Origin of the sequence: Virgibacillus aidingensis, assembly GCF_010994035.1 — a bacterium.
Taxonomy (GTDB): Bacteria; Bacillota; Bacilli; order Bacillales; family Amphibacillaceae; genus Virgibacillus_N.
In genome coordinates this window covers 1-25,463 of sequence record NZ_WIXN01000002.1, presented here as the reverse complement: position 1 = coordinate 25,463, position 25,463 = coordinate 1, and the positions used below count along the sequence as shown (strand labels likewise).

Here is a 25,463-nt window from a genome sequence, read left to right as displayed (position 1 = left end):
ATTCAAGCATAAACACAAATGGTTTAATTCAGGTTTTCTCATGATTAGAATCTCATTTTGGAGGGATGCACAGATGCTTAATTTAAAGCACATTGCAATTATTATGGATGGGAATGGAAGATGGGGCAAGGAGCGGGGACTTACAAGAAGTCAGGGACACTACGCAGGAGCACAGGCAATGGAAAAGATTATTGATGCAAGTATTGAAATGGATATAAAAATTCTTACCCTTTACGCGTTTTCATCCGAGAATTGGTCAAGGCCAAAAGATGAAGTGAATTATCTCATGAACTTGCCCGTCAAATATCTGAAGCAAAAGCTGCCGGAATTTATGAGAAGGAATATTAAAATACTTGTTACCGGAAACACTGAGGCGCTTCCGGAATCCACAAGTAAAGCACTCCAAAAATCGGTCATGGAAACAGAAAATAATAATGGATTAATCGTTAATTTTGCTTTTAATTATGGGGGAAGAGATGATATTCTGCAGGCGGTACAAAAGGTCATTTATGATGTCCAGAAAAATAATATGGAATTGGATCAAGTGGATGAGGCACTGTTTCAACAATATCTGTATACAAAGGAGCTGCCGGATCCGGATCTTGTCATACGAACCGGCGGGGAGAAGAGAATAAGTAATTTCCTGTTATGGCAGTGCTCACTATCCGAGCTTTACTTTAGTGATGTATATTTTCCTGATTTTAATGAGGAATTATTGAAGAGGGCGGTGCGTGAGGTTCAGGAAAGGAAATCCGTGCATCATATTTCATAGCTCAGATGAGCGGGTGATATCATGAGTGAAAAAAGAATGGAAAAACAAAGCCGGATGCGAGGGGGCCGGAAATGAAAATAAAAATATTTGTAGTCCTGCTATCATTATTTATGGTGGCCGGATGTTCCGCAAAATCTGCTGAACAGCACGACAGCGGTGTTTCAGTCAAAATGAGTGAATCCTTAAACATGAAGCATATTTCCTTAAATATGTATGCTGACGGGTCGGAAGTTTTTAGCGAAAATGTTGTAAATGCGGATCATAGCACTTTTAAAAAAGGAGAGATAGTTTGGTTTGATATTACTTTTAATGACATGGCCAATTCAACGCTCGAATTAAACCTGGAATATAGCGAAAATATAGATGGTACAGAACCGGGAATAACCGATAAATTAGACGTTTCCGGAGCTGAGAAATGGATAAATGTGAAGTTTAGTGAAGATAATCAGTTAAAATTGGTTGATATGGAGTGATTTTCAAATAAAACTGGACTGGCGGACAGACATTGAAAGTAGTGGGAAACAAAAGATAATAGCAGGAGGGACAGCGAAAAACCGGGTGAAAGTGCAGCTGAAAATTGCCGGGGAATTATTTGATGACAATAAAACCTGGATCAAACAGCATAGAGCCTGAATGGAGAACTTACCATTAATAATACGCATTTGCTTTATAACAAGCAGGTGCGTATTTTATCATGTATAATAGTTTCATATCTATTAGGGAGAGGCTTCAGGTGGTAAAGGCAGTAAAAATAGCTATACAGATTGGGATTTTATATATTTTATATCTGATCGGTGAATGGGCAGCGAATATATTTAATTTGCTTATACCAGGGAGTGTAATTGGGATGATTTTACTCCTCATTCTGCTTTTTATGAGAGGCATAAAAGTAGAATGGATTGAGGAAGGAGCGGGTTTTATGGTCAGGCATCTTACCTTCTTCTTTATCCCGGCAACAGTGGGAATTATGCAGTACTTTGAGGTGTTTACAGGCAAAGGATTTCTGCTTGTCATCATCGTACTTATTAGTACGCTACTGGTGATGGCTGTATCGGGTCTGACAGGGCAGCTGCTTTGGCATGGGAAGGAAAGAAAACAATGAATGTGATTATCGGGGCGCTGGCGGTCATATTGACGATCGCTGTATATTTAGCTGCAAGAAACATACATAAAAGGTTTACCAATCCATTTACCATACCTATAATTCTATCAACCATTTTTATTATCACTATTTTAGTTGTTTTTCATTTGCCATATGAGAAATATATGACGGGAGGCGATTGGATTAATAAGATGCTTGGCCCCGCCGTGGTGGCCCTGGCATATCCGCTTTATCTGCACCGGCGAACATTGGTGAAAATGGCCGGTCCGATTTTGCTTGGAACTGCTGCCGGATCTTTTATCGGTGTGATAACAGGATTATTATTGGCAAAGCAGGCAGGTTTTGAGGAAGCAATATTGTATTCCATTACGACAAAATCAGTAACAACGCCTGTGGCTATGGCTGTAACAGAAACGATGGGGGGCATCACTTCACTTGCTGCCGTATTTGTAATGATTGCAGGTATTGGTGGCGGGCTGATGTATGAGTATGTTTTCAGCCTGCTTCGCCTGCAATCTTCCATTGGCCGCGGGCTTGCGCTGGGCAGTGCCTCCCACGCCATTGGAACTGCTGAAGCAATGAAAAGCAGTCAGCTGGAGGGTTCGATCAGTACAATAGCCATGGTGATCAGTGCGGTAGTGGTTTCTCTGATTACACCCGGATTGGTTTCTATATTGTTGTAGAAATAGATAAACTTTCATGGTAATAGTTTTTGGAAACCAGGATAGTAACGGTATATTATTAATAAAGCCGATTGTTTTTGTGATCAAACCAATCGGCTGCTTTTAAGGTATCATTTGTATTTATAACCAACTAAAAGTAAAAAAATTATGCCTTTACAGGATTACGTGCCTGATTTGCATGCAGTTATTTCATGTTTCTTCAGGTACATTTTAATGCCGCTTATTCAGCCATAACACACCGCTTTTCGCAATGCGCGGCAGAAGACCTGTCATCGGTTTTTGCATCATATTTCCAAAACCATCCGATTTTCCGAGGGATCCCAGCGTTCCTTTCAGCTTTATTTTTCCGGGTTTTTTTGGCTGTTTATCTCTTAATACATCGAAAAGAATTTCGGCAAGCTGCTCTCCCTGCTGTCCGGCCAATTGGGCACTTGGAGAAAACTCCGAGGAAGCACAGTCTCCCAAAACGTAAACATTCTTTTTTTCAGGAACCTGGTAAAACTCGTTCACCATGATTTTCTCCTGATTATCTTTTGAAAACGGCAGCTCCCTCACCAAATAATTTGGTCTTACACCGGCAGTCCAGATGGTGACATCATTTACATAACAAACGCCGTTATTGCAAACGCCGTCTTTTTCTACGTATTCTACATTAGCATGATGAATGACATCCACATCATTTGCCGTAAACCATTCAGCGACATATTCCTGGATTTTTGAATCAAACGCTTTTAGAACGGTGGACCCTCTGTCAAGCAAACGGATATTCAAATCAGGTCTGCTTTCCCGTATTTCCGACGCAACTTCAATCCCGCTTAAACCTGCCCCGACCACGGAAACTTTTCCATAAGCTTTTAAGTTACAGACAGCAAGCCCCGTATAGCGTGCATTTTCGAAGGTTTGTACGCTATTTGTAAATTCTCGAGCCCCATCAATACCGTGGTAGTTATCTTCACAGCCTAATCCGATAACTAAGTAGTCATACGGCACCGCTTTGCTGGAGTCGCTAAATGTAATCTCCTCATTTTCCGTATCAATATGATCAATTTCTCCATAAACGTATTGGACACGCTTATCATCCGGAAAGTCCAGCCGTACATCTTTTTCAGCCGAGGTCCCAGCTGCAATGGTGTAAAACTCAGTCTTGATGGAATGGTAGGGGTTTCGGTCAATCAATGTTATTTCTATATCATCCGGCAGCTGATTTTCCAGCAGTCCCAATAACGTTTTCAGTCCGCCATATCCCCCGCCCAATACAACTAAACGCTTCATATAAAAACCCCGCTTTTGATCATGATCTATGTATACCACATCCTATTGTAACGAAGATGTAAACGGTTGTCACTCTTTTCATTGAAACAGAGGGACGGTTCTATTCCTGCAGTGAAGCCTTCCTTTATTGGACTTATGCTATACTGAAATAAAAAAAGGAGTGTTTGCAAATGATGGAAGAAAAAAAGGCAGCAATCCAGGACATTTATCCGGACGATTATGCCTGGTGTTATGGCTGCGGCCGTTTAAATGAGGAGGGATTGCACTTCAAAACAAAATGGGAGGGGGACAAAACAGTAACAGCTTATACACCACGCCCTGAACATACGGCAATACCGGGTTTTGTCTATGGCGGATTAATTGCATCTTTAGTAGATTGTCACGGAACGGGATCCGCTTCCATGTCCCTGCATCGTAAAAATGGACATGCCATTGGCGATGGGGAGTTACCGCCCCGTTTTGTCACAGCGTCACTAAACGTGGATTATTTAAAACCGACACCCCATGGCGTGCCATTGAAAGCGGTGGGCACTCCGGAGGAAATCCATTCAAAAAAGTGGAAAATCCATACGGAAGTATATGCAGAAGGGACGCTATGTGCCAAAGGGGAGGTAGTTGCCGCTGTTATGCCGGATACTTTCAAATAATTTTCACACTCTCTTTCATCCGAGAGCGGCAAGTATATATGATGTTTTAGCCTCTCTATTCCACGCTGGAAAAGCCGGTTACTTATCAAGCATCAGAGGAATCGGCCTTTTTCATTAAGTGGAAATCGTATGGACTTCAAAAAACTGAAATGATAAAATAGTCTATACAACTGCTGCAGGACAGGAAGGTGTTTACGTGCAATTTAACTTTACGGATGAAAAGAATTGGGCAAAAAAAGCTTATAGCGGTTTCGGTACGGCGCTTGTCGGCCTGATCCTAATTGTTTTTCAATTCTATTTCCAAGAAGCTCCGATTGAAGGTGTGATCGTTTTCTTCAGCTTTATTCCTTTGATTATCGGATTGGTCCAAGGGGTATACTATATGAGCAAACATGAACAGGAATATATTTACCTGGAAGAGGATTTGTTGACGATTTACCATGCCCCGCTGCTGCCCAGGTCCACAATTTACTACGATAATATTGATTATTGTATTGTGGTGAGTAACCTGCTTATGTTTAAGTTGAACAATGGAAGAGAAAAACAAATAAATACGGACTATTTATCTGAGAAGGACTTTTCATTGCTGCGTGAAGAGTTAAAGAAAAGAGTAAAAGCAGATTTGTTTCGTACAAGCCCCCATGTCCACAACAGAATAAATGTAAAGAATGAATGAATAATTGAACTCCCGGCAACTCTATCTATAGAAAGGTTTGTATAAGGAGGAGTTTTTTTGCATGCAGGCATATTCCTCGATCGTGATGGAGTCATCAATGAGGTACTCACGCACCGTGTGAAGTTCGTAAATCGTCCGGAGGATTTTTATTTGCTGGAAGGTGTGGGAGAAGCGGTTAAATCTTTTAATGATGCTGGTTATAAGGTGTTTGTTGTAACAAACCAGGGCGGGATTGGACTTGGCTTCATGGATGAATCCGCTTTGGCGGATATACATGCAAAAATGGATGCCGAATTGAAGAAATTCTCCGCTTCCATTGATGATGTCGCATTTTGCCCGCATAAACCAAAAGCAGGCTGTGACTGCAGAAAACCAAAGCCAAAAATGATTTTGGATCTGGCGAAAAAGCATGAAGTTGATTTGGAGAAAAGTTATATGATCGGGGACAGGGAGCCTGATATTGAGGCGGGAAAACAGGCCGGAATGAAGACGATACTTGTTGGAGAAAGGGAAGACAAGCAGAAAGTGGAAGCAGATATGTGTTTTTCGAATCTATTATCAGCGGCTGCGCGGGTGGCAGGGGAGGATGTTACCTTTGCAAATCAATATAAAGATAGTTGACCCAAATGAGATACTCATTATGGGTCATGTAAACTATAAGCTTATACGGGCTCATGCTTGATCAAATCTATAAAATGCGTCAATATTTTAGCAGTTAATCCCCAAATTACTTTCCCGTTATACTGATAAAACAGTTCATCTATTTGTCTCACCTGCCAATTGTAGTCTTTGCCTCCTACAATTAGTTCAAATGGAAACGACTCATCCGGCTTTACCTGGACATTGACTTTATGTCTTTCCGGTTTTGTTTCCAGGAAAAAGGATAGCGGCACGGTGAAAACTTCTTCGACCTCAGCTTCATGCGGTGTAATCTGTTCCGGGTTTGTCAGGCTGCCGATAAATGGATAAATGATTCTGCCCATATCTGCTACAAGGTAATCAAGTGGAATTACTTTCTGGATGCTTGTTTCGCCGATGCCCAATTCTTCTGTCGTTTCGCGGATGGCTGCATGAAGCGGGCTTTGATCCTGACTATCTATTTTCCCGCCCGGAAAACAAATGTCCCCTGGCTGCGAGCGCATTGTAAAGGATCTCACTTCAAACAAAAGATGGAGTTCATTATTTTTTTCAAGCAGAGGAATGAGAATAGCAGATTTTTTAAATTTTTCATAGCCTAATATAGTGGGCTCACGCTTTTGCAGTTTTGTCAGAATTGCTTCAAGTTCCAATCTTCCACCTCCATATCAACATTATATGCACGATGTTTATATTCTATTATACAGCTTTTTGATTTGATAAAGCCAATAAAGGGATTAGTCATAACATACGGAGAGGAGAGAGACTGCCCTTCATCTGTTCTAATAAAATTACTTACTGCTAACATGACTCATAAATACAGTCTGACCCTTCTTAAAAGCAATACATATATACACTTTCATTTCATATAATTTTATCCTATTATATTATATGGCAAGGCATAATGCAGCATATATAAAGTGATTGCTGCTGACAGCACGCAAGCTTGTTCGCAACCTTAAAAAATGAGGGATTCTGTTTGAGTTTATTTTTCTTTATACTTTCTTACATTCTATTGGATATCATTGGTTCCTTATCTTATGTTGGAATTCTATTGATGTTGTTCATGCTGATTAAGGCGGTTTATCATATGGATGAAGCTAAATGGGATGCTGTTTTTAGATTTAAACAAGGGAAAGGATTATACCTGCTTATGGCTATTCCCTATGTTATCATGCTTACAATCATGTTCCCGCTAAGTATATTTTGGTTCGATTTGATAAACTTTGAATATCGGATGCTCGGTTCGATAGCTATTATCATCTTATTAACGATTACCGGAATATTTAAATTCCCAAAGCTTAAACGTATGCTGCGGGATAAATATCAGGAAAAACCCCTTTGAATATAAGATCCGGCTTGCCATCAATGAACTTCTGCAGCACATTGGAAAAATCAGTTAAACCAATAACTTTATAGGACCACTGAAAAAGCCAATCTTTTATTTCCTCAAATAAGGTTCTATCGTCTTCTACCACCATGATTGTAAACATTTTTTGCACCTGCCATGTCACTTCAAAAGAATTCATTTATTTATTTTAAGTATAGTCTAATTCAAGCAAATTGAAAATGAAATCAGGGGAATAACACCTTGGAATAGAGGAAAAGCAATCATCTTTCGCGAATAATTATATTATAGCGTTTACATAAGAGGGGGAAGTTCGTGTGAAACATGACGTAATCGTAGTAGGAGCAGGTCTTGCCGGGCTCACAGCAACAGCGGAAATTGCAGACCGGGGTAAAACAGTACTGCTGTTGGATCAGGAGCCTGAAAGTTCACTTGGCGGACAGGCCTGGTGGTCGTTTGGCGGATTGTTTCTGATAAATTCACCGGAACAGCGGATGATGGGGGTGAAGGATTCCAAAGAACTTGCCTGGCAGGACTGGATGGGAACAGCTGGTTTTGACCGGGATGATGATGAGGATTATTGGGCAAAAAAATGGGCGGAAGCGTATATTGATTTTGCAGCAGGTGAAAAGCGGGCATGGCTGCATGGAATGGGTGTGCGTATTTTTCCGGTCGTCGGCTGGGCCGAACGGGGAGGCTACCTTGCTGAAGGTCACGGTAATTCTGTGCCGAGGTTCCATATAACCTGGGGCACAGGGCCGGGACTTGTGGAACCGTTCGAAAGACGCGTGAGGGAACACATGGATAATGGACTTGTAAAATACCTTCCGCGTCACCGGGTAGATCAGCTCGTTGTAACAAATGGCACTATTACAGGGGTAACCGGTTCCGTACTTGAAGAGAGTTCGGCAAGACGCGGAGAGGACAGCTCACGCAACGTGGCGGGCAGTTTTGAATATGAAGCAGATGCTGTCCTTGTTTCCAGCGGTGGAATGGGTGCCAACTTTGAATTGATTCGAAAAAATTGGCCGGAGCGACTTGGAAAGCCGCCGAAGAATATGATTTCCGGTGTACCCGCACATGTGGATGGAAGAATGCTTGGCATTACGGAGGAAGCAGGCGGAAGAATTGTTAACAGGGACCGGATGTGGCATTACACAGAGGGGATCAGAAACTGGCATCCGGTTTGGAGCAGGCACGGCATCCGTATTCTTCCAGGTCCCTCATCCGTCTGGCTGGATGCGACAGGAAAAAGATTCCCTGCACCGAACTTTCCGGGATTTGATACGCTGGGGACATTAAAGGCTATTCAAGATACAGGTTATGACTATTCCTGGTTTATTCTGACGCAAAAAATTATTGAACGGGAATTTGCCTTATCCGGCTCAGAGCAAAATCCTGATTTAACGGAAAGAAGTTTGAAAAAATTGCTGGGCAGATTGTGGCCGGGCGCACCTGCTCCTGTACAGGCTTTCCTTGATAAAGGCGAGGATTTTGTGACAGCTGATAATATCGATAACCTGGTTATCAGGATGAATAAATTAACAGGGGAAAAATTGCTGAATCGGGAAGAAGTGGAAAGGCAGATCCGGGCAAGAGACAGGGAAATAGATAATCCATTTACAAAGGATTTGCAAATAACAGCGCTGCGGGGTGCACGTAAATATCTAGGTGATAAATTGATCCGTGTTGCTTCCCCGCACAAGCTTCTTGACCGAAAAAATGGTCCGCTTATAGCGGTACGCCTGAATATCCTGAGCAGAAAGACACTGGGCGGTTTGCAGACAGATCTATCCGGCCGGGTGCTGAACCATACCGGTAATGCCATTCCGGGTCTATACGCAGCAGGGGAAGCTGCGGGGTTTGGCGGTGGCGGGATGCACGGCTATCGTTCGCTGGAAGGAACGTTTGTTGGAGGGTGTCTATTCACAGGCAGGGAGACTGGCAGAGCGGTTGCGAAAGCGTTGAAGTAGGAAATCAAAAAGGAGGTTTGTTATCGAATGAGTTTGCTGAAAAGAATTGACACGGTTTGTTTAACTGTAAGCAATGCTGAGGAAGCGAGTAATTGGTACCAGGAAGTACTGGGGCTTACCGAATCCTTTAGAGGAGATGATTATCGTATTTTAAGCATCGGAAACAGTGGAGTGCCCTTAACCCTGGAGGAAGGGACTGTAAGTCCATCACAAATTCAGGCCGCCTATCCTATTTTTTATTCGGATAATATGGCAAAAATGTATACAATATTAAAAGAACAGAATGTAAAAGTGAGTGAAATACAAAATGATGGCGTGAACAAGTTTTTAGACTTATATGATCCGGATGGGAATAGACTGCAGGTTTGTTATTGGGAATAGAGTATGACTTTCTTATCTGTTTACAGCACAATGAATACTTTTTTTGGGAAAAACACGATGATATAATAGGTTATCCCCGAAGAGAAAGCGGGTGCGTACGGAATCGGGCATCTTACATGCTAAAATTCAAATATTATTATTTCATAGTACTTGATTGAGCAAGACGATTTAACTATAGTATAAATGTAAAGGGTTGCATATAATCCGGATGGATATATAGATAAAAAAATCTATTGTATTTGCAATAGGTTCTTGAGAGCTGCTAAAGAATCAGACGGAACCCAAACATTATACCTGCAGCGCAGTGTGAGGTTTCGACTGGGTAATAGAATTTTTCAGGGGGTATCACGTGGATAAGATTGTTCTAGGTTTAGATATTGGCGGAACTTCAGTGAAAATCGGCTTTTTAACGAGAAAAGGTGAAATTCTTAAAAAATGGGAAATCCCAACAAATAGAAAGGAACATGGAAAATATATAGTTGAAGAGATTTGGCAGTCTGTCTTGAAAAATTTAACTTCCATTAACCTTGATCAGCAAAGTATTTACAGTATTGGAGCCGGTGCTCCTGGTTTTATTGATAGAAATTCCGGGATAATCTACGAAGCAGTTAATATTGGATGGAAAAACTATAATTTAGCTGGTCAGTTAAAAGCATTGGCAAATGTTCCTGTTTTCATAGAAAATGATGCAAACTTAGCAGCATTAGGTGAAAACTGGAAAGGGGCCGGTAATGGCGCAAGGAATATGATTGCTGTTACATTGGGTACCGGGGTTGGTGGAGGCATCATAGTAAACGGTGAAGTTTTGAGCGGAGTAAATGGAACCGGAGGGGAAATCGGACATATCATTGTAGAAAGCGAAGGGGCTGTGTGTAATTGTGGAGGAAAGGGCTGCTTGGAAACAATTGTCTCAGCCACAGGTATGGTTCGGCAAGCACTTGAGCTTATTGGTGATAATCCTTCCAGTCAGCTATCCAATCTTTATGATAAGAATGGAGAGGTATCTGCAAAAGATGTCTTTAATTTAGCCGGCAAAGGGGATAAATTGTCCCAGCAGATCATTGATCGAAATACCGGTATCTTAGGTTCTTTGCTTGCTAATTTATCAGTAATCATAAATCCATCTGTAATTACAATTGGTGGCGGGCTGTCGCAGGCAGGAGAAACATTTATCAATGCGATTGCAGATTCATTTCACCGGAATGCGATGCCCAGAGTGAGTGAAGTATGCAGTATTAAGGTTGCTGAACTTGGAAATGATGCCGCATTAATAGGTGCTGCTAAGATGAGTCACGATTTTGATATGCAGTCTATTTTATTGAATGAAAATACTTGTGATAAGACAGCTTATTAGATGTTTGATAGGCTGTTTTTTTGTTTTTATCCTTACCCAAGACTTTAAATTTAATTAATGTAAATGTAATCCAAAAAAGAGTGAGAAAATTAATTTCCCACTCGTAGAAATTCCTATACTAGATTGTTAAATCTCATTTGGTATTATTGAGGCAATATAGAAAGAAAATGTATTAGTACTTGCTTAATAACTTTATACTTGACTTTTAAACTCGAAAATACGAAAACTTAATGGAGAGACACTTATTTTAGCCGAAATACCTGCTTGTCTTTGAGTCCGGCTGAAAGGTTCATCTATGGAAGCCCCAATGAATAGTTCATTACAATTTTCACCATCTGCAGTATTAGGAAGAGCCAATTCTTGTTCCATACCACTGTTATTGACAATAAAGATAACACGACCTTGTTCAGCCTCTTTTTGATATACAAGTGTATTTGTTTCATTATCTGCAGAAAGTATTTTGAATGAACTATCATTCCCAAAGGCAGGGATGGTTTTCCTCATTTCAATTAAATTTTTTACATAAGCAAATAAATCCCGATTTTGCTTACTTTCATCCCATTCCATACACGCACGGCAACCAGGATCATGTCCGCCGGCCATACCAATTTCATCTCCATAGTAAATGCAAGGTGTGCCAATAAATGATAGCTGAAATAAATATAGCAATTTCACACGGTCAAGATCACCGTTGGCCAAGGTTAAAATCCGGGGAGTATCATGGCTGTCAAGCAGGTTAAATGCAACCTCGTTTACATTTGCAGGATACATGTGCAATACCTTAATAACGGAATTCGCAAAATCCTCGGCTGTTATTTTGTTTTTTGCAAAATAGTCTACTGCGCTATTTGTAAATGGGTAGTTCATGACAGCGTCAAATTGGTCACCACCAAGCCAAGGCATGGAATCGTGCCAAATTTCTCCTAAAATATACACATCAGATTTCACCGCCTTTACTGCTCGTCTGAAATCTCTCCAGAATTGATGGTCAACTTCATTTGCAACATCCAATCGCCACCCATCAATATCAAATTCCTCAATCCAGTAACGTGCTACATCTAATAGATATTTTTTCACCTCAGGATTTTCTGTATTGAGTTTTGGCATCGAACCAACAAATCCAAAAGTATCATAATTTGGCTTCGGTTCAGACGTTATCGGGTATTCTCGAATATGAAACCAGTCCTTATATGCTGATTCTTCCTGTTTTTCAAGCACATCCTGAAAAGGCGGGAAATAGTATCCGCTATGATTAAATACCGCATCTAACATGACACGTATCCCTCGCTTATGACATTCACGCACTAGACGACGGAAAGTTTCCTTATTGCCAAACTGGGGATCAATTTCCATGTAATCAATGGTGTCGTATTTGTGATTGGAATGTGCCTTGAATATTGGCGTCAAATAAATCCCGTTTATACCGAGCTCCTCTAAATGATCCAGGTGGTTGATAATGCCCTGAAAATCCCCGCCGAAGAAGTTTGTAGGAGTTGGTGCTGTTGATGCCCACGGCAAAGCTCCATCCGGATTTAAATCGGGGTCGCCATTTCCAAAGCGTTCCGGAAAAATCTGATACCAAACTGTATTCTTTACCCAGCTTGGCGCGTTGAAGACGTCAACTTGATTCAAAAATGGAAAACAAAAGTAATTGGCAATATCGCTTGGCGGTGAAGAATAAATCCCGCCCTCTGTATAAAAGCAAGTTTCACTGGCATCGGAACATCGGAATGCGTAGCGCAAACGACGAAACTCCGGCTTTACTGCTGCAAACCAATAATCATGTAAATCGGTTGATCCGGATTTGACCATTTCTAAAGTCTTAGTCTGCCACTTATCATTTTCCCAATCATATGGATCACCGAACAAAATTGCAACAGTGTCCACGTCGTTCTTTTTTGTTTGCAAAATAAAGTGTAAAGTATCTTTATCATATGCATAGGAAAAGTTATTCTTTGGACGGTGATAGATTGCTTCTTTTAACATGTAAAGCTCCCCTTTCTAAAATAAACAACCCCGGTTTCCATAGATACGGAAAACGGGGTTGTTGTCAAAATCGCAATGCATTGCCCTTAAATTGTTCTTACTATTAATTTACTGCTGGTAATCTTTATTGTCAATACGATTTATTGTTGCCAGTTTACAATTACCGTATCTATTCCTTCTGATGGGGTCACAATTGTGTGATTATTACCAGTTTCCCACTCTACATTTCCATTCTCATCTTTTTTGATGAATTTATATTCTATAGTTTCATCTGCAGGAACACTTATATCATAGTACCAAGCAGGGTAACGATAAACGACTTGATTAAAAAAAGGTCCTAATGCCTCGTCAGGATTCCAATTTCCCAGTTCACTAACATTACCAACAATATAAACATTTGAACCCTGTTCGGTATACGCATTATTGACAACAAAACGCATCGTTATTTGTTTGCCAGTAAGTACTTCAAAATCATTGTAAGCGTTGCTTCTATTATTATTTGCATTGTCCACGGTTATATCATGTTTACCAGGATTAATATCAGGGACAAGGATTTCTATTTCTGTGTCAGACCAAGATTGAACTTCCGCAACTGATGAACCTAATTGTACAGTTCCTTCTGCAGAACCAAATCCTTCACCATTTATTGTAATTTTATTTCCGGCTTTTCCTGCCATTGGTCCGACATGTCCTATAAGTGGAGTTGTGGATTCCTCTGTGTACTGCCAAATCGACACAGCCCTTGGGCTAAGGTTAAATGAATCCACTGAACCATCTGCACTTACTTCTATATTTTTCCCATCTAGAAGTGAATTCAGCTCGTCATTATAATTTCCCTCAGGTAAAGAGGTGTTTAAATTCGTAATATTATAATCTGAATGACCCCGATTAACAGCGGTAATAACTACATTGCCGCCAAATTTCCTTTCATAAATATAAACATCAGAGTTCATCCAACGTTCCCGGGTATCTCCATAGCCAAGTGCAGGATTAGACTGTCTCAGTGATGTCAGTTGACTAATAATTTTATAAGCATTTGTGGAAGTGTTAAAATCAGTCATCGGCTTTCTGTTATCAGGATCATTTTTTCCGGTTAAGTACTGTTCTGTCCCATAGTAAATAGCTGGAACACCCCTTGATGTTAATAATAGTGCAAGTGCGATATCCGTATGTCTGTTTGAAGAGTGTTCGAGAGAAAATCTGCTCATATCATGATTATCAAAAAAGGTTACCTGATCAATCACTTCATTATAATCATTAGCTGTATTTTCGATCATTTCATTGAATACGTGCCAATCTGCGCTCCCGTCTTTTAAAACATCTCGTATTGTTTGGGCATATTGAAAATCCAGCAGGCTCATGCCGCTTTCATTTGCAAAGTGATGATTTTGTGGATCAACCTCACCCTGTCCAAGAAACCACTCTCCAAATGTAAAGACAGGATTATAAGCATAAATCTCACTCATTAATGAGGTTTGCCAGCCTTCTGACATATGCTTGACAGCATCAACACGTATGCCATCAATCCCTTTGTCCAGCCATAGCTTAATAGATTCCTTTAAATATTGATCCATCATATTATTGTGTAAGTTGTAATCTGCTAAATCGTATAAATTTCGATAGATACCATCTTCATAGGAAGAAAAATCTGTTCCGCCATTATGATGAAATAAATCTAACGGATCATTTGAATAACTTCCTAACAAAACGCCGTCATCATAAATTGCTCCATTTTCTGCAAATGCTGGTTCCGTCTCAAGTGCAGGTGATAAGTGATTTGGTGTGAAATCCATGATAACTTTAATACCATTTGAATGCGCGGTATTAATTAAACGATCAAAATCAGTAAAATCACCATAATAAGTGTTGGTTCTTTTATAATCTCTCGCCCAATATCCGTGATAAGATGTATAGCCACTAGGGTGCAGTGCATAAGCATTTTCAACCGGCTGAGATATCCAGATAGCAGTGATGCCCATATCAGTAAGATAACCATCATTAATTTTATCAATGATACCCTGCCAATCTCCTCCACAATACAAATGAAGATTACTGCAATTTGAGCTATAAATCTCCCCTGATGGATTATTTGTTGGGTCGCCATCAGAAAATCTGTCTGTAACTATCTGGTAGATTACATCCTTAGAATAATCAACTTTGTTTAAATCATTAAACTGGGCAACAGTAAGTGATGAAGTCATTAGAAATAAGAATACACTTAATGCAAACGTTCTCATGAAAAATTTAGAATAAAACAATTCGGTCCCTCCCTATTATTTATGAATAAAACTTAACTGCAGCCCCCCTCTAAATAAAATTAACCCCGACTTCCAATTTGAAAGCCGGGGTTGTTTGTTAAAATACAGAAACATTGCCCTCAAGTTTTATAAGCATAAAGAACTTTAGATGTCACTTTATTATCAGGATATAACAGAAGTCTTGTCAATGGGTATTTGTAATTAATTGAAGATCAAGAAAATGAGTAATACTGATGCTTTAAATTGAACACTATTTATTCGCGGAAATTGCATAATTGCTTATTTTTACACAAAATTTCATGAAAACGATTGCACTAATTTAAAATTCGTTGTAGAATAATATTTAAATCTGGCGCAAACGTTTGCATAAATAAATTTTTAAGTTATTTATTCCGGCTAGGTTACATTATTAATTTTTAAGGGGGAGAATAATTTGAGAATAAGGTTTTCATTGTTATCACTAGTTATGTTGCTTTCTTTGTTTGTTTTATTTGCAGCCTGTGCACCTGATCGTGATGACGACGCAGGAGGTACTAGTGAAGAAGATGCTGATAACGGAGAAGAAGATAAACCAGAAGAATTGACGATCTGGGCAAATGATCAGGAAGAACAGTTGGCAGCTATACAACAAATAGCAGCAGATTACGAAGAACGAGAGGGAATTACAGTTAATGTCGAAGCCAAAAGTATGCTGGATCAGTTACAGGAATTGTCATTAGCTGGTCCTGAAGGACAAGGTCCGGATTTGTTTTTTCAACCTCATGATCAAATTGGAAATATTGTAGCTCAGGGACTTGCTGATCCGTTGAATCTAACTGATGAAGAATTAAGTCCATACGCTGACGCTGCAATAGAAGCGGTAACCTATAATTTTGAGGACGAAACTGATATTTATGGTATCCCAGCAGTATTTGAGACATATGGTATATTTTACAATACCGATATAGTGCCGGAAGCTCCTGAAACTATTGATGATTTAAAGGGGTTACTTGAAGATCACACCAATGCGTCTGAGGATCAATATGGCTTCTTAATGAAACCGAATGATTTATACTTTGCCTATCCATTCTTAAGCAATTTTGGAGGATATATTTTTGGTGGGGATATTGGGGAATATGATACCTCAGATATAGGATTGAATAATGATGGAGCAGTCGAAGGCGGGGAACTCTTTCAATCATTCTTTGGTGAGGGGTTAATCCCTCCTGCTACCACAGTTGATGTAGTCGACGGTTTATTTACAGAAGGAAAAGTTGGTGCTGTTATAAATGGCCCGTGGAGCATAGCAGGGTATAAAGAGGCTCTCGGTGACAGTCTGGAGTTTGCTCCATTCCCTGAAATAAACGGTGAACCAGGCAGTACATTAGTTGGAGTGAAATCCTGGATGGTGTCCTATTACTCCGAAAACAAGGAATGGGCACAGGATCTGGCGCTCTTTATGACGAACGAAGATAATCTGGCTTATTATTTTGAAGAAGCTGGTGAGCTTCCTCCAAATACATTAGCACTTGAGGGTATTGAGGATCCAATTTATGCAGCTTTTGCAGAGCAAATTGAATTCGGAGTACCAATGCCAAGTACGCCTCAGATGGCTCAAGTATGGGAGCCGATGAATAATGCATTGCAATTCCTGGCAGAAGGGGAAGAACCACAATCTGTTCTAGATGAAGCAGCTGAACAGGTACAAATAAATATTGAAGCCAGTGGCGGTCAATAATAGATAGGATAATGGGGGAGGTTATTCTCCCCATTATTCGATGGTTAAGATAGAGGTAGGAGGGGAAGCGTTTTGGCTACTCCAGCTAAGAAAAAATCAGATGAAAACATAGAACAAAAAAACACAAGTAAAAGAAAGAGAAAGCAGAAGCAGCATAATCCAAACGTGGCAATGGTTTTATCTATATTGTTTGCAGGGCTGGGTCAATTATATAACCGCAGATTCTTAAAAGGTTCCATTTTTATTATTATAGAAACGGCATTTCTTATTGTCTTCTTGGAATCGATTAACTATGGGTTGTGGGGACTGCGTACATTAGGGACAATCCAAGGCACGGATCATTCCATAAGGTTATTAGTGTTGGGTGTATTATCATTAATCGTTACAATAATTGTCATTACACTTTATGTATTCAATGTAATTGATGCAAGAAAACAAGCTAAAAAAATTCAAAATGGCTGGAAACCAATGAACCTGAGAGATTCTCTCAGCGCGTTTTATGATTATGCATTTCCATACATAATGACATTTCCAGGTTTACTTCTTATGATTTTTGTTGTTATATTTCCCTTGTTATTTTCTGTTTTATTAGCTTTTACAAATTACGATTTATATAATTCTCCACCGCGTAATTTGGTTGACTGGGTAGGGTTTGATAATTTTACGAATTTGATAACTGTTCCAATCTGGCAGGACACATTTTTAAGTGTGTTTTCATGGACTATTGTGTGGACGGTTGTTGCCACAACATTGCAAATTGCACTGGGCATCTTTCTGGCTGTTCTCGTAAATGATGAGCGGGTTAAATTTAAAAAATTAATCCGCACGATTTTAATACTTCCATGGGCAGTACCGGCTTTTGTAACTATCTTAGTATTTTCCGCAATGTTTAACGATGATTTTGGTGCCATTAACAGAGATATTATCGTCCCGATGTTTGGTGGAGATGGAATTGCCTGGTTGAGTGACCCGATGTATTCTCGTATAGCCATTGTTTTGATCCAAACGTGGTTGGGCTTTCCATTTATTTTTGCTTTAATAACAGGGGTATTGCAAAGTATTTCTAAAGATTGGTATGAAGCTGCAGATATTGATGGTGCATCTCGTTTCCAAAAGTTTAGAAATATAACATTTCCTCATGTAATGTTTGCAACTGCACCGTTAATGATTATGCAGTACGCTTCAAACTTTAATAACTTTAATGTTATTTATCTATTTAATGAAGGCGGCCCGCCTGTTCGGGGTCAAAATGCAGGGGGGACGGATATATTAATATCCTGGGTGTATAAACTGACATTTGATACAAATAACTACTCCATGGCAGCAGTGATATCTATTATCATGGGCCTAATTGTTTCAGGTTTTGCATTTTACCAGTTCAGGAGGACAAGATCTTTCAAGGAGGAGGGTGAAATATAATGAATAGAAAAACTAAAAACAGATTAGAAGTTTTGGCAATATACTTTATTATTGGTATTGTAGCCGTTTTAATATTTTACCCTCTGGTATGGACCGTTGGTATGTCGTTTAATCAGGGAACCAGCCTATATTCATCCACTTTAATACCTGAAAATTTTTCATTGGAACACTACAGATGGTTATTTAGTGAGGATAGCGATTATTTATTATGGTATAAAAATTCAATGATTGTTTCTGTAGCAAATGCGATAGGCAGCGTTGTTCTAACTTCGCTCGTTGCTTATGCATTTTCCCGCTACAAATTTGTTGGGAGAAAAAATGGGTTATACGTCTTTTTACTTCTGCAAATGTTCCCAGTTATGATGGCGATGGTTGCTTTGTATATCTTTTTGAATATGCTTGGGTTGTTAGATACCCTTACAGGCCTGATTCTCATTTATCTTGGGGGCCAAATTCCCTTCAACGCTTGGTTGGTTAAAGGATATTTTGATACGATACCGCGTGAATTGGATGAAGCGGCGAGAATTGATGGGGCTGGTCATCTTAGAGTCTTCTGGAGTGTCATGCTGCCATTGGCAAAGCCAATTTTAGCAGTGGTTGCGTTATTTAACTTTATGGCTCCATTATTTGATTTTTTGCTTCCGACAATCGTCCTTTCGAGCGAAGAAAACTATACGTTAGCAGTCGGTCTTTACAATTTTATTAATGATCAGTTTGCAAACAACTTTACTAGATTTGCAGCGGGATCTATGCTAATAGCAGTTCCAATAGCAGCAGTATATTTATTCCTTCAAAGATATTTAATATCCGGATTAGCATCCGGAGGTACAAAAGGGTAAAATGATTATCAAATTATACTTTCCAAAAGGATAACAAAAAGGGAATATTACTAAAAAGTGAGTCATAGAATCAGTAAATTAAAATAAAAATCAGATGGTGAGAATAATGGTAACAATAAAAGACATTGCAAAGGCAACTGGGGTATCTACATCTACTGTTTCCAGGGTAATTGCGGATAATCCGAAAATCAGCTCAGATACAAAGAAAAAAGTTCGAAAAGCAATGAAAGAATTTGGTTATCATCCGAATATAAATGCCAGAAATTTAGTAGTGAAATCTACAAAGGCAATTGGTGTTATTATGCCATCCTCTGCTGACAAAGCATTGCAAAACCCGTTTTTTCCAGAGGTTTTAAGAGGTATTGGTTCAGTAACACATAAATTGCAATACTCAATGGTTTTATCCAGTGGACAAACAGAGGATGAAATTTTCCGGGAAGTTGAGCGAATGGTTTATGGCAGTCAAGTAGATGGAGTAATCCTGCTCTATTCACGCGTCAATGATCGAGTTACCCATTTTTTGAGAGAGGAAGGGTTCCCGTATACTATTATAGGAAAGCCTTATGAGCATATTAACGAGACAACACATGTGGATAATGATAATTATAATGCCGGTAAAGAAATAACGCACCTCCTTATTGAAAAAGGGCATGAACAAATTGCTTTTATAGGGGGATCGAAGGACTTATTTGTAACAATGGACCGGGAAAAAGGGTATGAAGATGCTCTCCATGAAGCGGGGCTTGAGGCAAAAAAGGAATATAAAATTCACACGGAATTTTTAAAATCAGGTGGTCGTGAAGCCGTAGAGAGTTTATTAGATTTAAAGCATCGGCCAACAGCTATTGTTGTGAGTGATGATCTTATCAGTATTGGTGTGCTGGGAATGCTTGAGGAGTCAGGAATAAATGTACCAGAGGATATATCCCTGGCCAGCTTCAATAATGTATACTTATCAGAAATCATTCGCCCTGCACTGACAACTGTGGATATACAAATACATGAGCTGGGTGCACAATCAGCTAAAGCGTTAATTGAAAAAACGATTGACAAATCGGAGCCTGCAAAGCGTATTATTATCCCATATAAAATTGTGTATCGTGATTCAGTGAGTCAATTTGTTAAGGGGGCGACTTAGGTTAATAACCCCCCCTTTCTTTTATCATGGAAATAATCATCATGGTGCAAACGATTGCCCTGGAATAAAAATGAAAAAATGTATGGGATAGTATGCATGGCCGACTGGAATGATAAATCAAAATAGAACCATAAACCAATAGAGATACTATCAAAAGAATGGGGAGGAATCATTAGCATGTCTAAACTTCGTGCAGCCGTCATTGGCTGCGGCAGTATCGCAAAGCATCGCCACTTAATTGAATATGACAACAACCCAAATGTTGAAATCGCTGCTGTTTGTGATATTAATGCAGCAAGAGTGCAGGATACTGCACAACGCTATCGTACAAAGGCATATACAAACTATGAAAAACTATTAAAAAACGAAAATATTGATGCTGTTAGTGTCTGTCTGCCTAACTATTTACATGCCTCAGTCAGTGTTGCCGCTTTAAATGTCGGGTGTCATGTATTATGTGAAAAGCCCATGGCAACATCCAGTGAGGAAGCAGAGGAGATGATCAGGGTAGCCAGCATAAATAATAAAAAGCTTATGATTGGTCATAATCAACGCTTTGTCTCCTCCCACAAAAAAGCCAGAAAACTAATTGAACAAGGGGAAGTTGGGAAAATCTACAGCTTCCGAACGACATTTGGGCATGACGGTCCGGATAACTGGAGTGCAGATGGGACAAACAGCTGGTTTTTCAATAAAGACCATGCATTTATCGGGGCAATGGGCGACCTTGGTGTACATAAGGCAGACTTGCTTCGTTATCTGCTGGGTGAAGAAATCATTGAGGTTGGTGCATTTGTTGAAACAAGTGCGAAAAAAAATACAGATGTGGATGATAATGCTGTATTAATTTTAAAAACGGAAAGCGGCATCATTGGAACACTTGCAGCAAGCTGGGCCTATATAGCAAAAGAAGATAATTCAACGATTATTTATGGAGAAAATGCCATATTGAGACTGGAGGATGATCCCGATTATCCACTCGTTGTGCAATATAATAATGGGGAGACAGTGAATTATGAATTGGGTGGCATTCAGTCCAACGAAGAAGGCGGTCAAACAACCTCACATGTGATTGATCACTTTGTTGAATCGATCCTTCATGACAGAAAGCCGTTAATTGATGGGGAAGAAGGAAAGAAATCGCTGGAAATTATTTTAAGTGCCCTGAAATCGGTGAAAACAAAGCGCATATTTCAAATGGAGCAGTGACGTGAATGCTAAAGTTGAGGATGGGTATTATTGGAGCAGGCAGAATTGCGCAGGACAGGCATATTCCAGCTTACCTTCAATTACAGGAAAAAGTAGAAGTGGCCGCTGTTCAAGACCTGGATCAGGCACGAGCGGAAGAAGCAGCGGCAAGTTTCAATATTCCGCATGTTTTTTATGACTACCGTGATTTATTTTCGGTGGTGGATGCGGTGACGATTTGTACTCCAAACAAATTTCATGCGGAAATTGCCATTGCGGCAATGGAAGCCGGTATCCATGTTCTTTGTGAAAAACCGATGGCAATCACAACGGCAGAGTGTGAACGAATGCTGGAAGTTTCAAGAAAAAATAAGAAAGTTTTATCCGTTGCTTATCATTATCGTTATACTGAATCGGCGCAAGTTGCCAAACAAGCAATGCAGGAAATTGGCGATCCTCTCGTTACTAGAATTCAGGCATTGAGACAACGTAAAGTACCGGGCTGGGGTGTTTTTATCAATAAAGAAATGCAAGGCGGAGGAAGTTTAATTGATTATGGCTGTCATTTTCTTGATTTAGCACTATGGCTGCTGGATGGGCTTGAGCCGGCAGAAGTAACAGGCACAGCTTATAACCGTTTAAGCAAAACACCTGACCAGATAAATGAGTGGGGCAATATTGATCATGAAACATTTGAGGTGGACGACCATGTGTCTTCTTACGTCCGCTTTGAAAATGGGGCTTCCATGTTATTTGAATGTTCATGGGCCGCAAATATAAAGGAAGATACGACTCACATCAGTATTTCCGGAGTGAAAGGCGGGATCAATGTCTTTCCATTTGAATTATATCAGTCAAGGCAAGGTGTTCTTACAACAACTGAAGTAATGACAGAGGATAATCATAAAAAAGCTGCATTCTTTCAAGCAAAAAACTTTATTGAAAGCTGTCTTGGAGAAGCTGAATTAATATGTAAACCGGAACAGACATTAAAAGTTACAAAATTAATAGAATCTATTTATAAAAGCAGTGAAATTGGTTCAAGTGTAAAACTGCAGCTGGGAGGAGATGAGTCATGAAACTAGGTGTATTTACCGTATTATTTGCACAGAAGCCATTTGAAGAAATGCTCGACCACGTAAAAAATGCCGGATTAAAGGCGGTTGAAATAGGAACAGGAGGAAATCCAGGAACTGCACACTGTAATATTGATGAATTACTGGCAAGCAGCGAAGAAAGAAAGAGATTTATAGATAAGGTTCATTCCAGGGGATTAACGATAAGTGCATTCAGCTGTCATGACAATCCAATTTCCCCAAATAAGGAAAAAAAGAAGAAGTCGCATGATACGTTTGTGAAGACGGTAAGGCTTGCGGAGCTACTGGGTGTACCAGTCGTAAATACCTTTTCAGGGACACCCGGTTCGAATGAAGATTCCAAGTATCCGAACTGGCCTGTCACACCTTGGCCAAACGAATACTCCGATATTTTAAATTGGCAATGGGAGAGGAAACTTATTCCTTATTGGAAGGAACAAGGTCAATTTGCGAAAGACCATGGTGTAAAAGTTGGCTTGGAACTGCATGCAGGATTTCTGGTCCATACACCATATACGCTGCTAAAACTTAGGGAAGCTACGAATGATGCGATTGGTGCGAACCTTGACCCAAGTCATTTATGGTGGCAGGGAATTGATCCGGTTGCAGCAATTAAAATATTAGGTAAAGAAAATGCTATCCATCATTTTCATGCCAAAGACACTTACATCGATCAGGATAACGTAAATATGTATGGATTAACCGATATGCAGGCTTATACCGACGTGCAGACACGTGCTTGGAGCTTCCGTTCCGTAGGTTATGGCCACAGTATGCAGGAATGGTCCAATATTGTTAGTGCGCTGAGAACCTATGGATATGATCATGTAATGAGTATTGAGCATGAGGATCCAATTATGTCAATAGATGAAGGATTCAGGGCAGCGGTTAAAAATCTTAATGCGATTATTATGGAAGAAGCCCCTGCCGATATGTGGTGGCTGTAATAGAAAAATATATAAGCAAGGAGCATTTTTATGAAAGAGGTATGGTGGAAAGAGGCTGTTGTTTATCAAGTATACCCCCGCAGTTTCATGGATTCGAATGGAGATGGAATTGGCGATATTCAAGGTGTTATTTCCAGACTGAACTATTTGGAAGAGCTTGGTATTGATGTTGTTTGGATGAGTCCCATCTACAAGTCACCAAATGACGATAATGGCTATGATATTAGTGACTATAAGGATATATTGGATGAATTTGGTACAATGGAAGACTTTGAGCAGCTTTTGGAAGAAGTCCATCGCAGGGGGATGAAATTGATCATGGATTTGGTAATTAATCATACTTCTGATGAGCATCCATGGTTTATTGAATCACGTTCTTCCAAAGACAATGCCTACAGAGATTATTATATATGGCGCTCTGGAAAGTCCGGGAAAGAACCGAATAACTGGGAATCCATTTTCGGCGGTTCCGCATGGCAATATGATGAGAAAACAGGCGAGTACTTTCTGCACGTCTTCTCAAGCAAACAACCGGACCTAAACTGGGAAAACCCTGCAGTCAGAAACGAATTATATCAAATGGTTAACTGGTGGCTTGATAAGGGAATAGATGGTTTCCGCGTAGATGCGATCTCCCATATTAAAAAAGTGCCCGGATTACCGGACATGCCGAACCCGGACAACAAGAAGTATGTACCTTCCTTTCAGGGACATATGAACCGTGAAGGGATTCAAGTGTTCTTAGAAGAGTTAAAAGAGAAGACCTTTGACCATTACGACATTATGACTGTCGGGGAAGCTAATGGCGTAAGTGTGGAGCAGGCAGATGAATGGGTTGGTGAAGTAAACGGTAAGTTCAATATGATTTTCCAATTTGAGCATTTGGATTTATGGGGAAAAAATACAAATACAGGAATTGATATTCACTCATTAAAGGAAGTATTAACGAAGTGGCAAAAAGGATTGGACGGAATCGGCTGGAATGCATTATTTTTGGAAAACCATGATCAGGCACGCTCGGTTTCAACATGGGGAAATAGCGGGGAATACTGGAAAGAGTCTGCAAAAAGTTTAGCAACCATGTACTTTTTTATGCAGGGTACCCCTTTTATTTATCAGGGACAGGAAATTGGGATGACAAACGTGCAATTTCCTTCCATTGATGACTACAATGATGTGGGAATGAGGAATTTTTATTTTAACCAAATGGAAGAAGGTACTCCCGTTGAAGAAATCATGGAGGTCATCTGGAAAACCGGGCGTGATAACTCCAGGACCCCAATGCAATGGAATAGCGGGAAGCATGCAGGGTTTTCTGAAGGCAATCCATGGATGAAGGTAAATCCGAATTATACAGAGATAAATGTGGAAAGGGAAATGGAGGACCCCGATTCGATTTACCATTATTATCGTAAGCTGATCCAGTTGAGGAAGCAATATAAGGTGCTAATCTATGGGAGCTATGATTTGATTTTGGGGGAGCATAATAGTATCTACGCTTATACAAGGACATGGGGTGACGAAAAGGTCGTAGTTTTGGCGAATTTATTTGCGGAAAATACGGACTTTGAATTACCGTCTGACCTGAAAAAAACCTCCAAGGCATTATTGGTAAGTAATTATGACCATAGGGAAGAAGGTTCATTAAAGCCTTATGAGGCAAGGGTTTATAAAATGAAATGAAATATTAAGTCAGGCTATATTTGTCGATGGTATTGAATATAAAGCTCCAGCCTGCCGGACACTGATTTAAAAGGATCTGTTAACAAGCTGAAATATCAAAATGAATGAGAGCAACAGTCTATGGTATTAATAAGTTTATAAACTTATATGATTCGAATGGGGATAAGTTGCAAGCTTGTTATTGGGGACTGGGGTATGGCTTTCTTATCTGTTTATTTTCAGTTAGTGTGTACATCGGCATTCCCAATAAATGATTTATGTACTCTATGCCATCAACAAGTTAGAGTAAAATGTTTGTGGGAGAACATATACCCCATTCCTGGTGTTGGAATCGTAAGATTTCAACA

General features: G+C 39.8%; 25 protein-coding genes. 20 read left to right on the top strand and 5 right to left on the bottom strand.

The genetic code is table 11. The features are described 5' to 3' along the window. The first annotated feature begins 73 nt into the window (after nucleotides 1-73). From GHD25_RS02020 to GHD25_RS02000, 5 genes are all read left to right on the top strand, one after another. Nucleotides 74-772, top strand: a complete 699-nt coding sequence (locus GHD25_RS02020) for an isoprenyl transferase (RefSeq protein WP_240452182.1) — start codon at nucleotides 74-76, stop codon at nucleotides 770-772. Between the two features lie 71 nt (nucleotides 773-843). After that, nucleotides 844-1,245, top strand: coding sequence for a hypothetical protein (locus GHD25_RS02015; RefSeq protein WP_164214685.1), 402 nt, complete (start codon nucleotides 844-846; stop codon nucleotides 1,243-1,245). After that, nucleotides 1,232-1,405, top strand: coding sequence for a hypothetical protein (locus GHD25_RS02010; protein ID WP_164214684.1), 174 nt, complete (start codon nucleotides 1,232-1,234; stop codon nucleotides 1,403-1,405). The genes GHD25_RS02015 and GHD25_RS02010 overlap by 14 nt, the downstream gene beginning before the upstream one ends. Nucleotides 1,406-1,505: 100 nt before the next feature. Further along, nucleotides 1,506-1,874: a CidA/LrgA family protein gene (locus GHD25_RS02005; protein ID WP_164214683.1), complete on the top strand. Its 369-nt coding sequence runs from the start codon at nucleotides 1,506-1,508 to the stop codon at nucleotides 1,872-1,874. Further along, nucleotides 1,847-2,557 carry an LrgB family protein gene (locus GHD25_RS02000; RefSeq protein ID WP_240452181.1) on the top strand — a complete coding sequence of 237 codons (711 nt, stop codon included), beginning with the start codon at nucleotides 1,847-1,849 and terminating at the stop codon, nucleotides 2,555-2,557. The genes GHD25_RS02005 and GHD25_RS02000 overlap by 28 nt, the downstream gene beginning before the upstream one ends. 210 nt (nucleotides 2,558-2,767) lie before the next feature. Here the strand turns inward: GHD25_RS02000 and GHD25_RS01995 are convergent, their stop codons facing one another. Further along, nucleotides 2,768-3,829, bottom strand: a complete 1,062-nt coding sequence (locus GHD25_RS01995; RefSeq protein ID WP_164214682.1) for an NAD(P)/FAD-dependent oxidoreductase — start codon at nucleotides 3,827-3,829, stop codon at nucleotides 2,768-2,770. Between the two features lie 170 nt (nucleotides 3,830-3,999). Here GHD25_RS01995 and GHD25_RS01990 point away from each other — a divergent pair, with 170 nt between their 5' ends. The 3 genes from GHD25_RS01990 to GHD25_RS01980 all read left to right on the top strand — a co-directional run bounded on the left by GHD25_RS01990 (nucleotide 4,000) and on the right by GHD25_RS01980 (nucleotide 5,773). After that, entirely contained in the window at nucleotides 4,000-4,476 is a 477-nt protein-coding gene (locus GHD25_RS01990; RefSeq protein WP_164214681.1) for a PaaI family thioesterase, read from the top strand. 196 nt (nucleotides 4,477-4,672) lie between these two features. Beyond that, on the top strand, nucleotides 4,673-5,152 hold the full coding sequence (locus GHD25_RS01985) for a hypothetical protein (protein ID WP_164214680.1): 480 nt from the start codon (nucleotides 4,673-4,675) through the stop codon (nucleotides 5,150-5,152). Between the two features lie 57 nt (nucleotides 5,153-5,209). Continuing rightward, nucleotides 5,210-5,773, top strand: a complete 564-nt coding sequence (locus tag GHD25_RS01980; RefSeq protein WP_164214679.1) for a D-glycero-alpha-D-manno-heptose-1,7-bisphosphate 7-phosphatase — start codon at nucleotides 5,210-5,212, stop codon at nucleotides 5,771-5,773. Between the two features lie 41 nt (nucleotides 5,774-5,814). Here GHD25_RS01980 and GHD25_RS01975 read toward each other — a convergent pair whose 3' ends face one another. Then, nucleotides 5,815-6,441: an NUDIX hydrolase gene (locus tag GHD25_RS01975; protein WP_164214678.1), complete on the bottom strand. Its 627-nt coding sequence runs from the start codon at nucleotides 6,439-6,441 to the stop codon at nucleotides 5,815-5,817. Nucleotides 6,442-6,767: 326 nt separating this feature from the next. Here GHD25_RS01975 and GHD25_RS01970 point away from each other — a divergent pair, with 326 nt between their 5' ends. Next, on the top strand, nucleotides 6,768-7,133 hold the full coding sequence (locus tag GHD25_RS01970; RefSeq protein ID WP_164214677.1) for a hypothetical protein: 366 nt from the start codon (nucleotides 6,768-6,770) through the stop codon (nucleotides 7,131-7,133). On the opposite strand, the gene GHD25_RS01965 is transcribed toward GHD25_RS01970, so the two are convergent. Continuing rightward, a complete protein-coding gene (locus GHD25_RS01965; RefSeq protein WP_164214676.1) occupies nucleotides 7,090-7,281 on the bottom strand; it encodes a response regulator transcription factor in 192 nt (63 codons plus the stop codon). The genes GHD25_RS01970 and GHD25_RS01965 overlap by 44 nt on opposite strands. A 172-nt stretch (nucleotides 7,282-7,453) precedes the next feature. On the opposite strand from GHD25_RS01965, the gene GHD25_RS01960 reads away from it, so the two are divergent. From GHD25_RS01960 to GHD25_RS01950, 3 genes are all read left to right on the top strand, one after another. Continuing rightward, a complete protein-coding gene (locus GHD25_RS01960) occupies nucleotides 7,454-9,109 on the top strand; it encodes an FAD-binding dehydrogenase (RefSeq protein WP_164214675.1) in 1,656 nt (551 codons plus the stop codon). A 27-nt stretch (nucleotides 9,110-9,136) separates the two neighbouring features. Then, on the top strand, nucleotides 9,137-9,490 hold the full coding sequence (locus GHD25_RS01955; protein ID WP_164214674.1) for a VOC family protein: 354 nt from the start codon (nucleotides 9,137-9,139) through the stop codon (nucleotides 9,488-9,490). 349 nt (nucleotides 9,491-9,839) lie between these two features. Next, nucleotides 9,840-10,844, top strand: a complete 1,005-nt coding sequence (locus GHD25_RS01950; RefSeq protein WP_164214673.1) for an ROK family glucokinase — start codon at nucleotides 9,840-9,842, stop codon at nucleotides 10,842-10,844. A gap of 192 nt (nucleotides 10,845-11,036) precedes the next feature. On the opposite strand, the gene GHD25_RS01945 is transcribed toward GHD25_RS01950, so the two are convergent. Further along, entirely contained in the window at nucleotides 11,037-12,830 is a 1,794-nt protein-coding gene (locus GHD25_RS01945; RefSeq protein ID WP_164214672.1) for a glycoside hydrolase family 13 protein, read from the bottom strand. Between the two features lie 140 nt (nucleotides 12,831-12,970). Next, nucleotides 12,971-15,088, bottom strand: coding sequence for an alpha-amylase family glycosyl hydrolase (locus tag GHD25_RS01940; RefSeq protein WP_240452180.1), 2,118 nt, complete (start codon nucleotides 15,086-15,088; stop codon nucleotides 12,971-12,973). Between the two features lie 439 nt (nucleotides 15,089-15,527). Here GHD25_RS01940 and GHD25_RS01935 point away from each other — a divergent pair, with 439 nt between their 5' ends. The 8 genes from GHD25_RS01935 to GHD25_RS01900 all read left to right on the top strand — a co-directional run bounded on the left by GHD25_RS01935 (nucleotide 15,528) and on the right by GHD25_RS01900 (nucleotide 25,116). After that, nucleotides 15,528-16,805 carry a sugar ABC transporter substrate-binding protein gene (locus GHD25_RS01935; RefSeq protein WP_462943516.1) on the top strand — a complete coding sequence of 426 codons (1,278 nt, stop codon included), beginning with the start codon at nucleotides 15,528-15,530 and terminating at the stop codon, nucleotides 16,803-16,805. A gap of 171 nt (nucleotides 16,806-16,976) precedes the next feature. Beyond that, on the top strand, nucleotides 16,977-18,224 hold the full coding sequence (locus tag GHD25_RS01930) for a carbohydrate ABC transporter permease (RefSeq protein ID WP_164214879.1): 1,248 nt from the start codon (nucleotides 16,977-16,979) through the stop codon (nucleotides 18,222-18,224). Then, nucleotides 18,224-19,063, top strand: a complete 840-nt coding sequence (locus tag GHD25_RS01925) for a sugar ABC transporter permease (RefSeq protein ID WP_164214671.1) — start codon at nucleotides 18,224-18,226, stop codon at nucleotides 19,061-19,063. Before GHD25_RS01930 ends, GHD25_RS01925 begins: the two co-directional genes overlap by 1 nt. Nucleotides 19,064-19,169: 106 nt before the next feature. Next, nucleotides 19,170-20,201 (top strand): LacI family DNA-binding transcriptional regulator, encoded by a 1,032-nt coding sequence (locus GHD25_RS01920; RefSeq protein WP_276207784.1) that lies wholly within the window; start codon nucleotides 19,170-19,172, stop codon nucleotides 20,199-20,201. Between the two features lie 177 nt (nucleotides 20,202-20,378). Next, nucleotides 20,379-21,410: a Gfo/Idh/MocA family protein gene (locus GHD25_RS01915; RefSeq protein WP_164214670.1), complete on the top strand. Its 1,032-nt coding sequence runs from the start codon at nucleotides 20,379-20,381 to the stop codon at nucleotides 21,408-21,410. Between the two features lie 5 nt (nucleotides 21,411-21,415). Further along, nucleotides 21,416-22,468: a Gfo/Idh/MocA family protein gene (locus GHD25_RS01910; RefSeq protein WP_164214669.1), complete on the top strand. Its 1,053-nt coding sequence runs from the start codon at nucleotides 21,416-21,418 to the stop codon at nucleotides 22,466-22,468. Continuing rightward, nucleotides 22,465-23,433 carry a sugar phosphate isomerase/epimerase family protein gene (locus tag GHD25_RS01905; RefSeq protein WP_164214668.1) on the top strand — a complete coding sequence of 323 codons (969 nt, stop codon included), beginning with the start codon at nucleotides 22,465-22,467 and terminating at the stop codon, nucleotides 23,431-23,433. Before GHD25_RS01910 ends, GHD25_RS01905 begins: the two co-directional genes overlap by 4 nt. Nucleotides 23,434-23,463: 30 nt before the next feature. Then, nucleotides 23,464-25,116, top strand: a complete 1,653-nt coding sequence (locus tag GHD25_RS01900; RefSeq protein ID WP_164214667.1) for a glycoside hydrolase family 13 protein — start codon at nucleotides 23,464-23,466, stop codon at nucleotides 25,114-25,116. Nucleotides 25,117-25,463: the final 347 nt, after the last annotated feature.

Bases quoted from the DNA above. Each gene is read 5' to 3' on its own strand.
- GHD25_RS02020 (WP_240452182.1), top strand. From the start codon at position 74: ATGCTTAATTTAAAGCACATTGCAATTATTATGGATGGGAATGGAAGA.
- GHD25_RS02015 (WP_164214685.1), top strand. From the start codon at position 844: ATGAAAATAAAAATATTTGTAGTCCTGCTATCATTATTTATGGTGGCC.
- GHD25_RS01995 (WP_164214682.1), bottom strand. From the start codon at position 3,829: ATGAAGCGTTTAGTTGTATTGGGCGGGGGATATGGCGGACTGAAAACG.
- GHD25_RS01990 (WP_164214681.1), top strand. From the start codon at position 4,000: ATGATGGAAGAAAAAAAGGCAGCAATCCAGGACATTTATCCGGACGAT.
- GHD25_RS01965 (WP_164214676.1), bottom strand. From the start codon at position 7,281: ATGTTTACAATCATGGTGGTAGAAGACGATAGAACCTTATTTGAGGAA.
- GHD25_RS01955 (WP_164214674.1), top strand. From the start codon at position 9,137: ATGAGTTTGCTGAAAAGAATTGACACGGTTTGTTTAACTGTAAGCAAT.
- GHD25_RS01945 (WP_164214672.1), bottom strand. From the start codon at position 12,830: ATGTTAAAAGAAGCAATCTATCACCGTCCAAAGAATAACTTTTCCTAT.
- GHD25_RS01930 (WP_164214879.1), top strand. From the start codon at position 16,977: ATGGTTTTATCTATATTGTTTGCAGGGCTGGGTCAATTATATAACCGC.
- GHD25_RS01925 (WP_164214671.1), top strand. From the start codon at position 18,224: ATGAATAGAAAAACTAAAAACAGATTAGAAGTTTTGGCAATATACTTT.
- GHD25_RS01920 (WP_276207784.1), top strand. From the start codon at position 19,170: ATGGTAACAATAAAAGACATTGCAAAGGCAACTGGGGTATCTACATCT.
- GHD25_RS01915 (WP_164214670.1), top strand. From the start codon at position 20,379: ATGTCTAAACTTCGTGCAGCCGTCATTGGCTGCGGCAGTATCGCAAAG.
- GHD25_RS01910 (WP_164214669.1), top strand. From the start codon at position 21,416: ATGCTAAAGTTGAGGATGGGTATTATTGGAGCAGGCAGAATTGCGCAG.
- GHD25_RS01905 (WP_164214668.1), top strand. From the start codon at position 22,465: ATGAAACTAGGTGTATTTACCGTATTATTTGCACAGAAGCCATTTGAA.
- GHD25_RS01900 (WP_164214667.1), top strand. From the start codon at position 23,464: ATGAAAGAGGTATGGTGGAAAGAGGCTGTTGTTTATCAAGTATACCCC.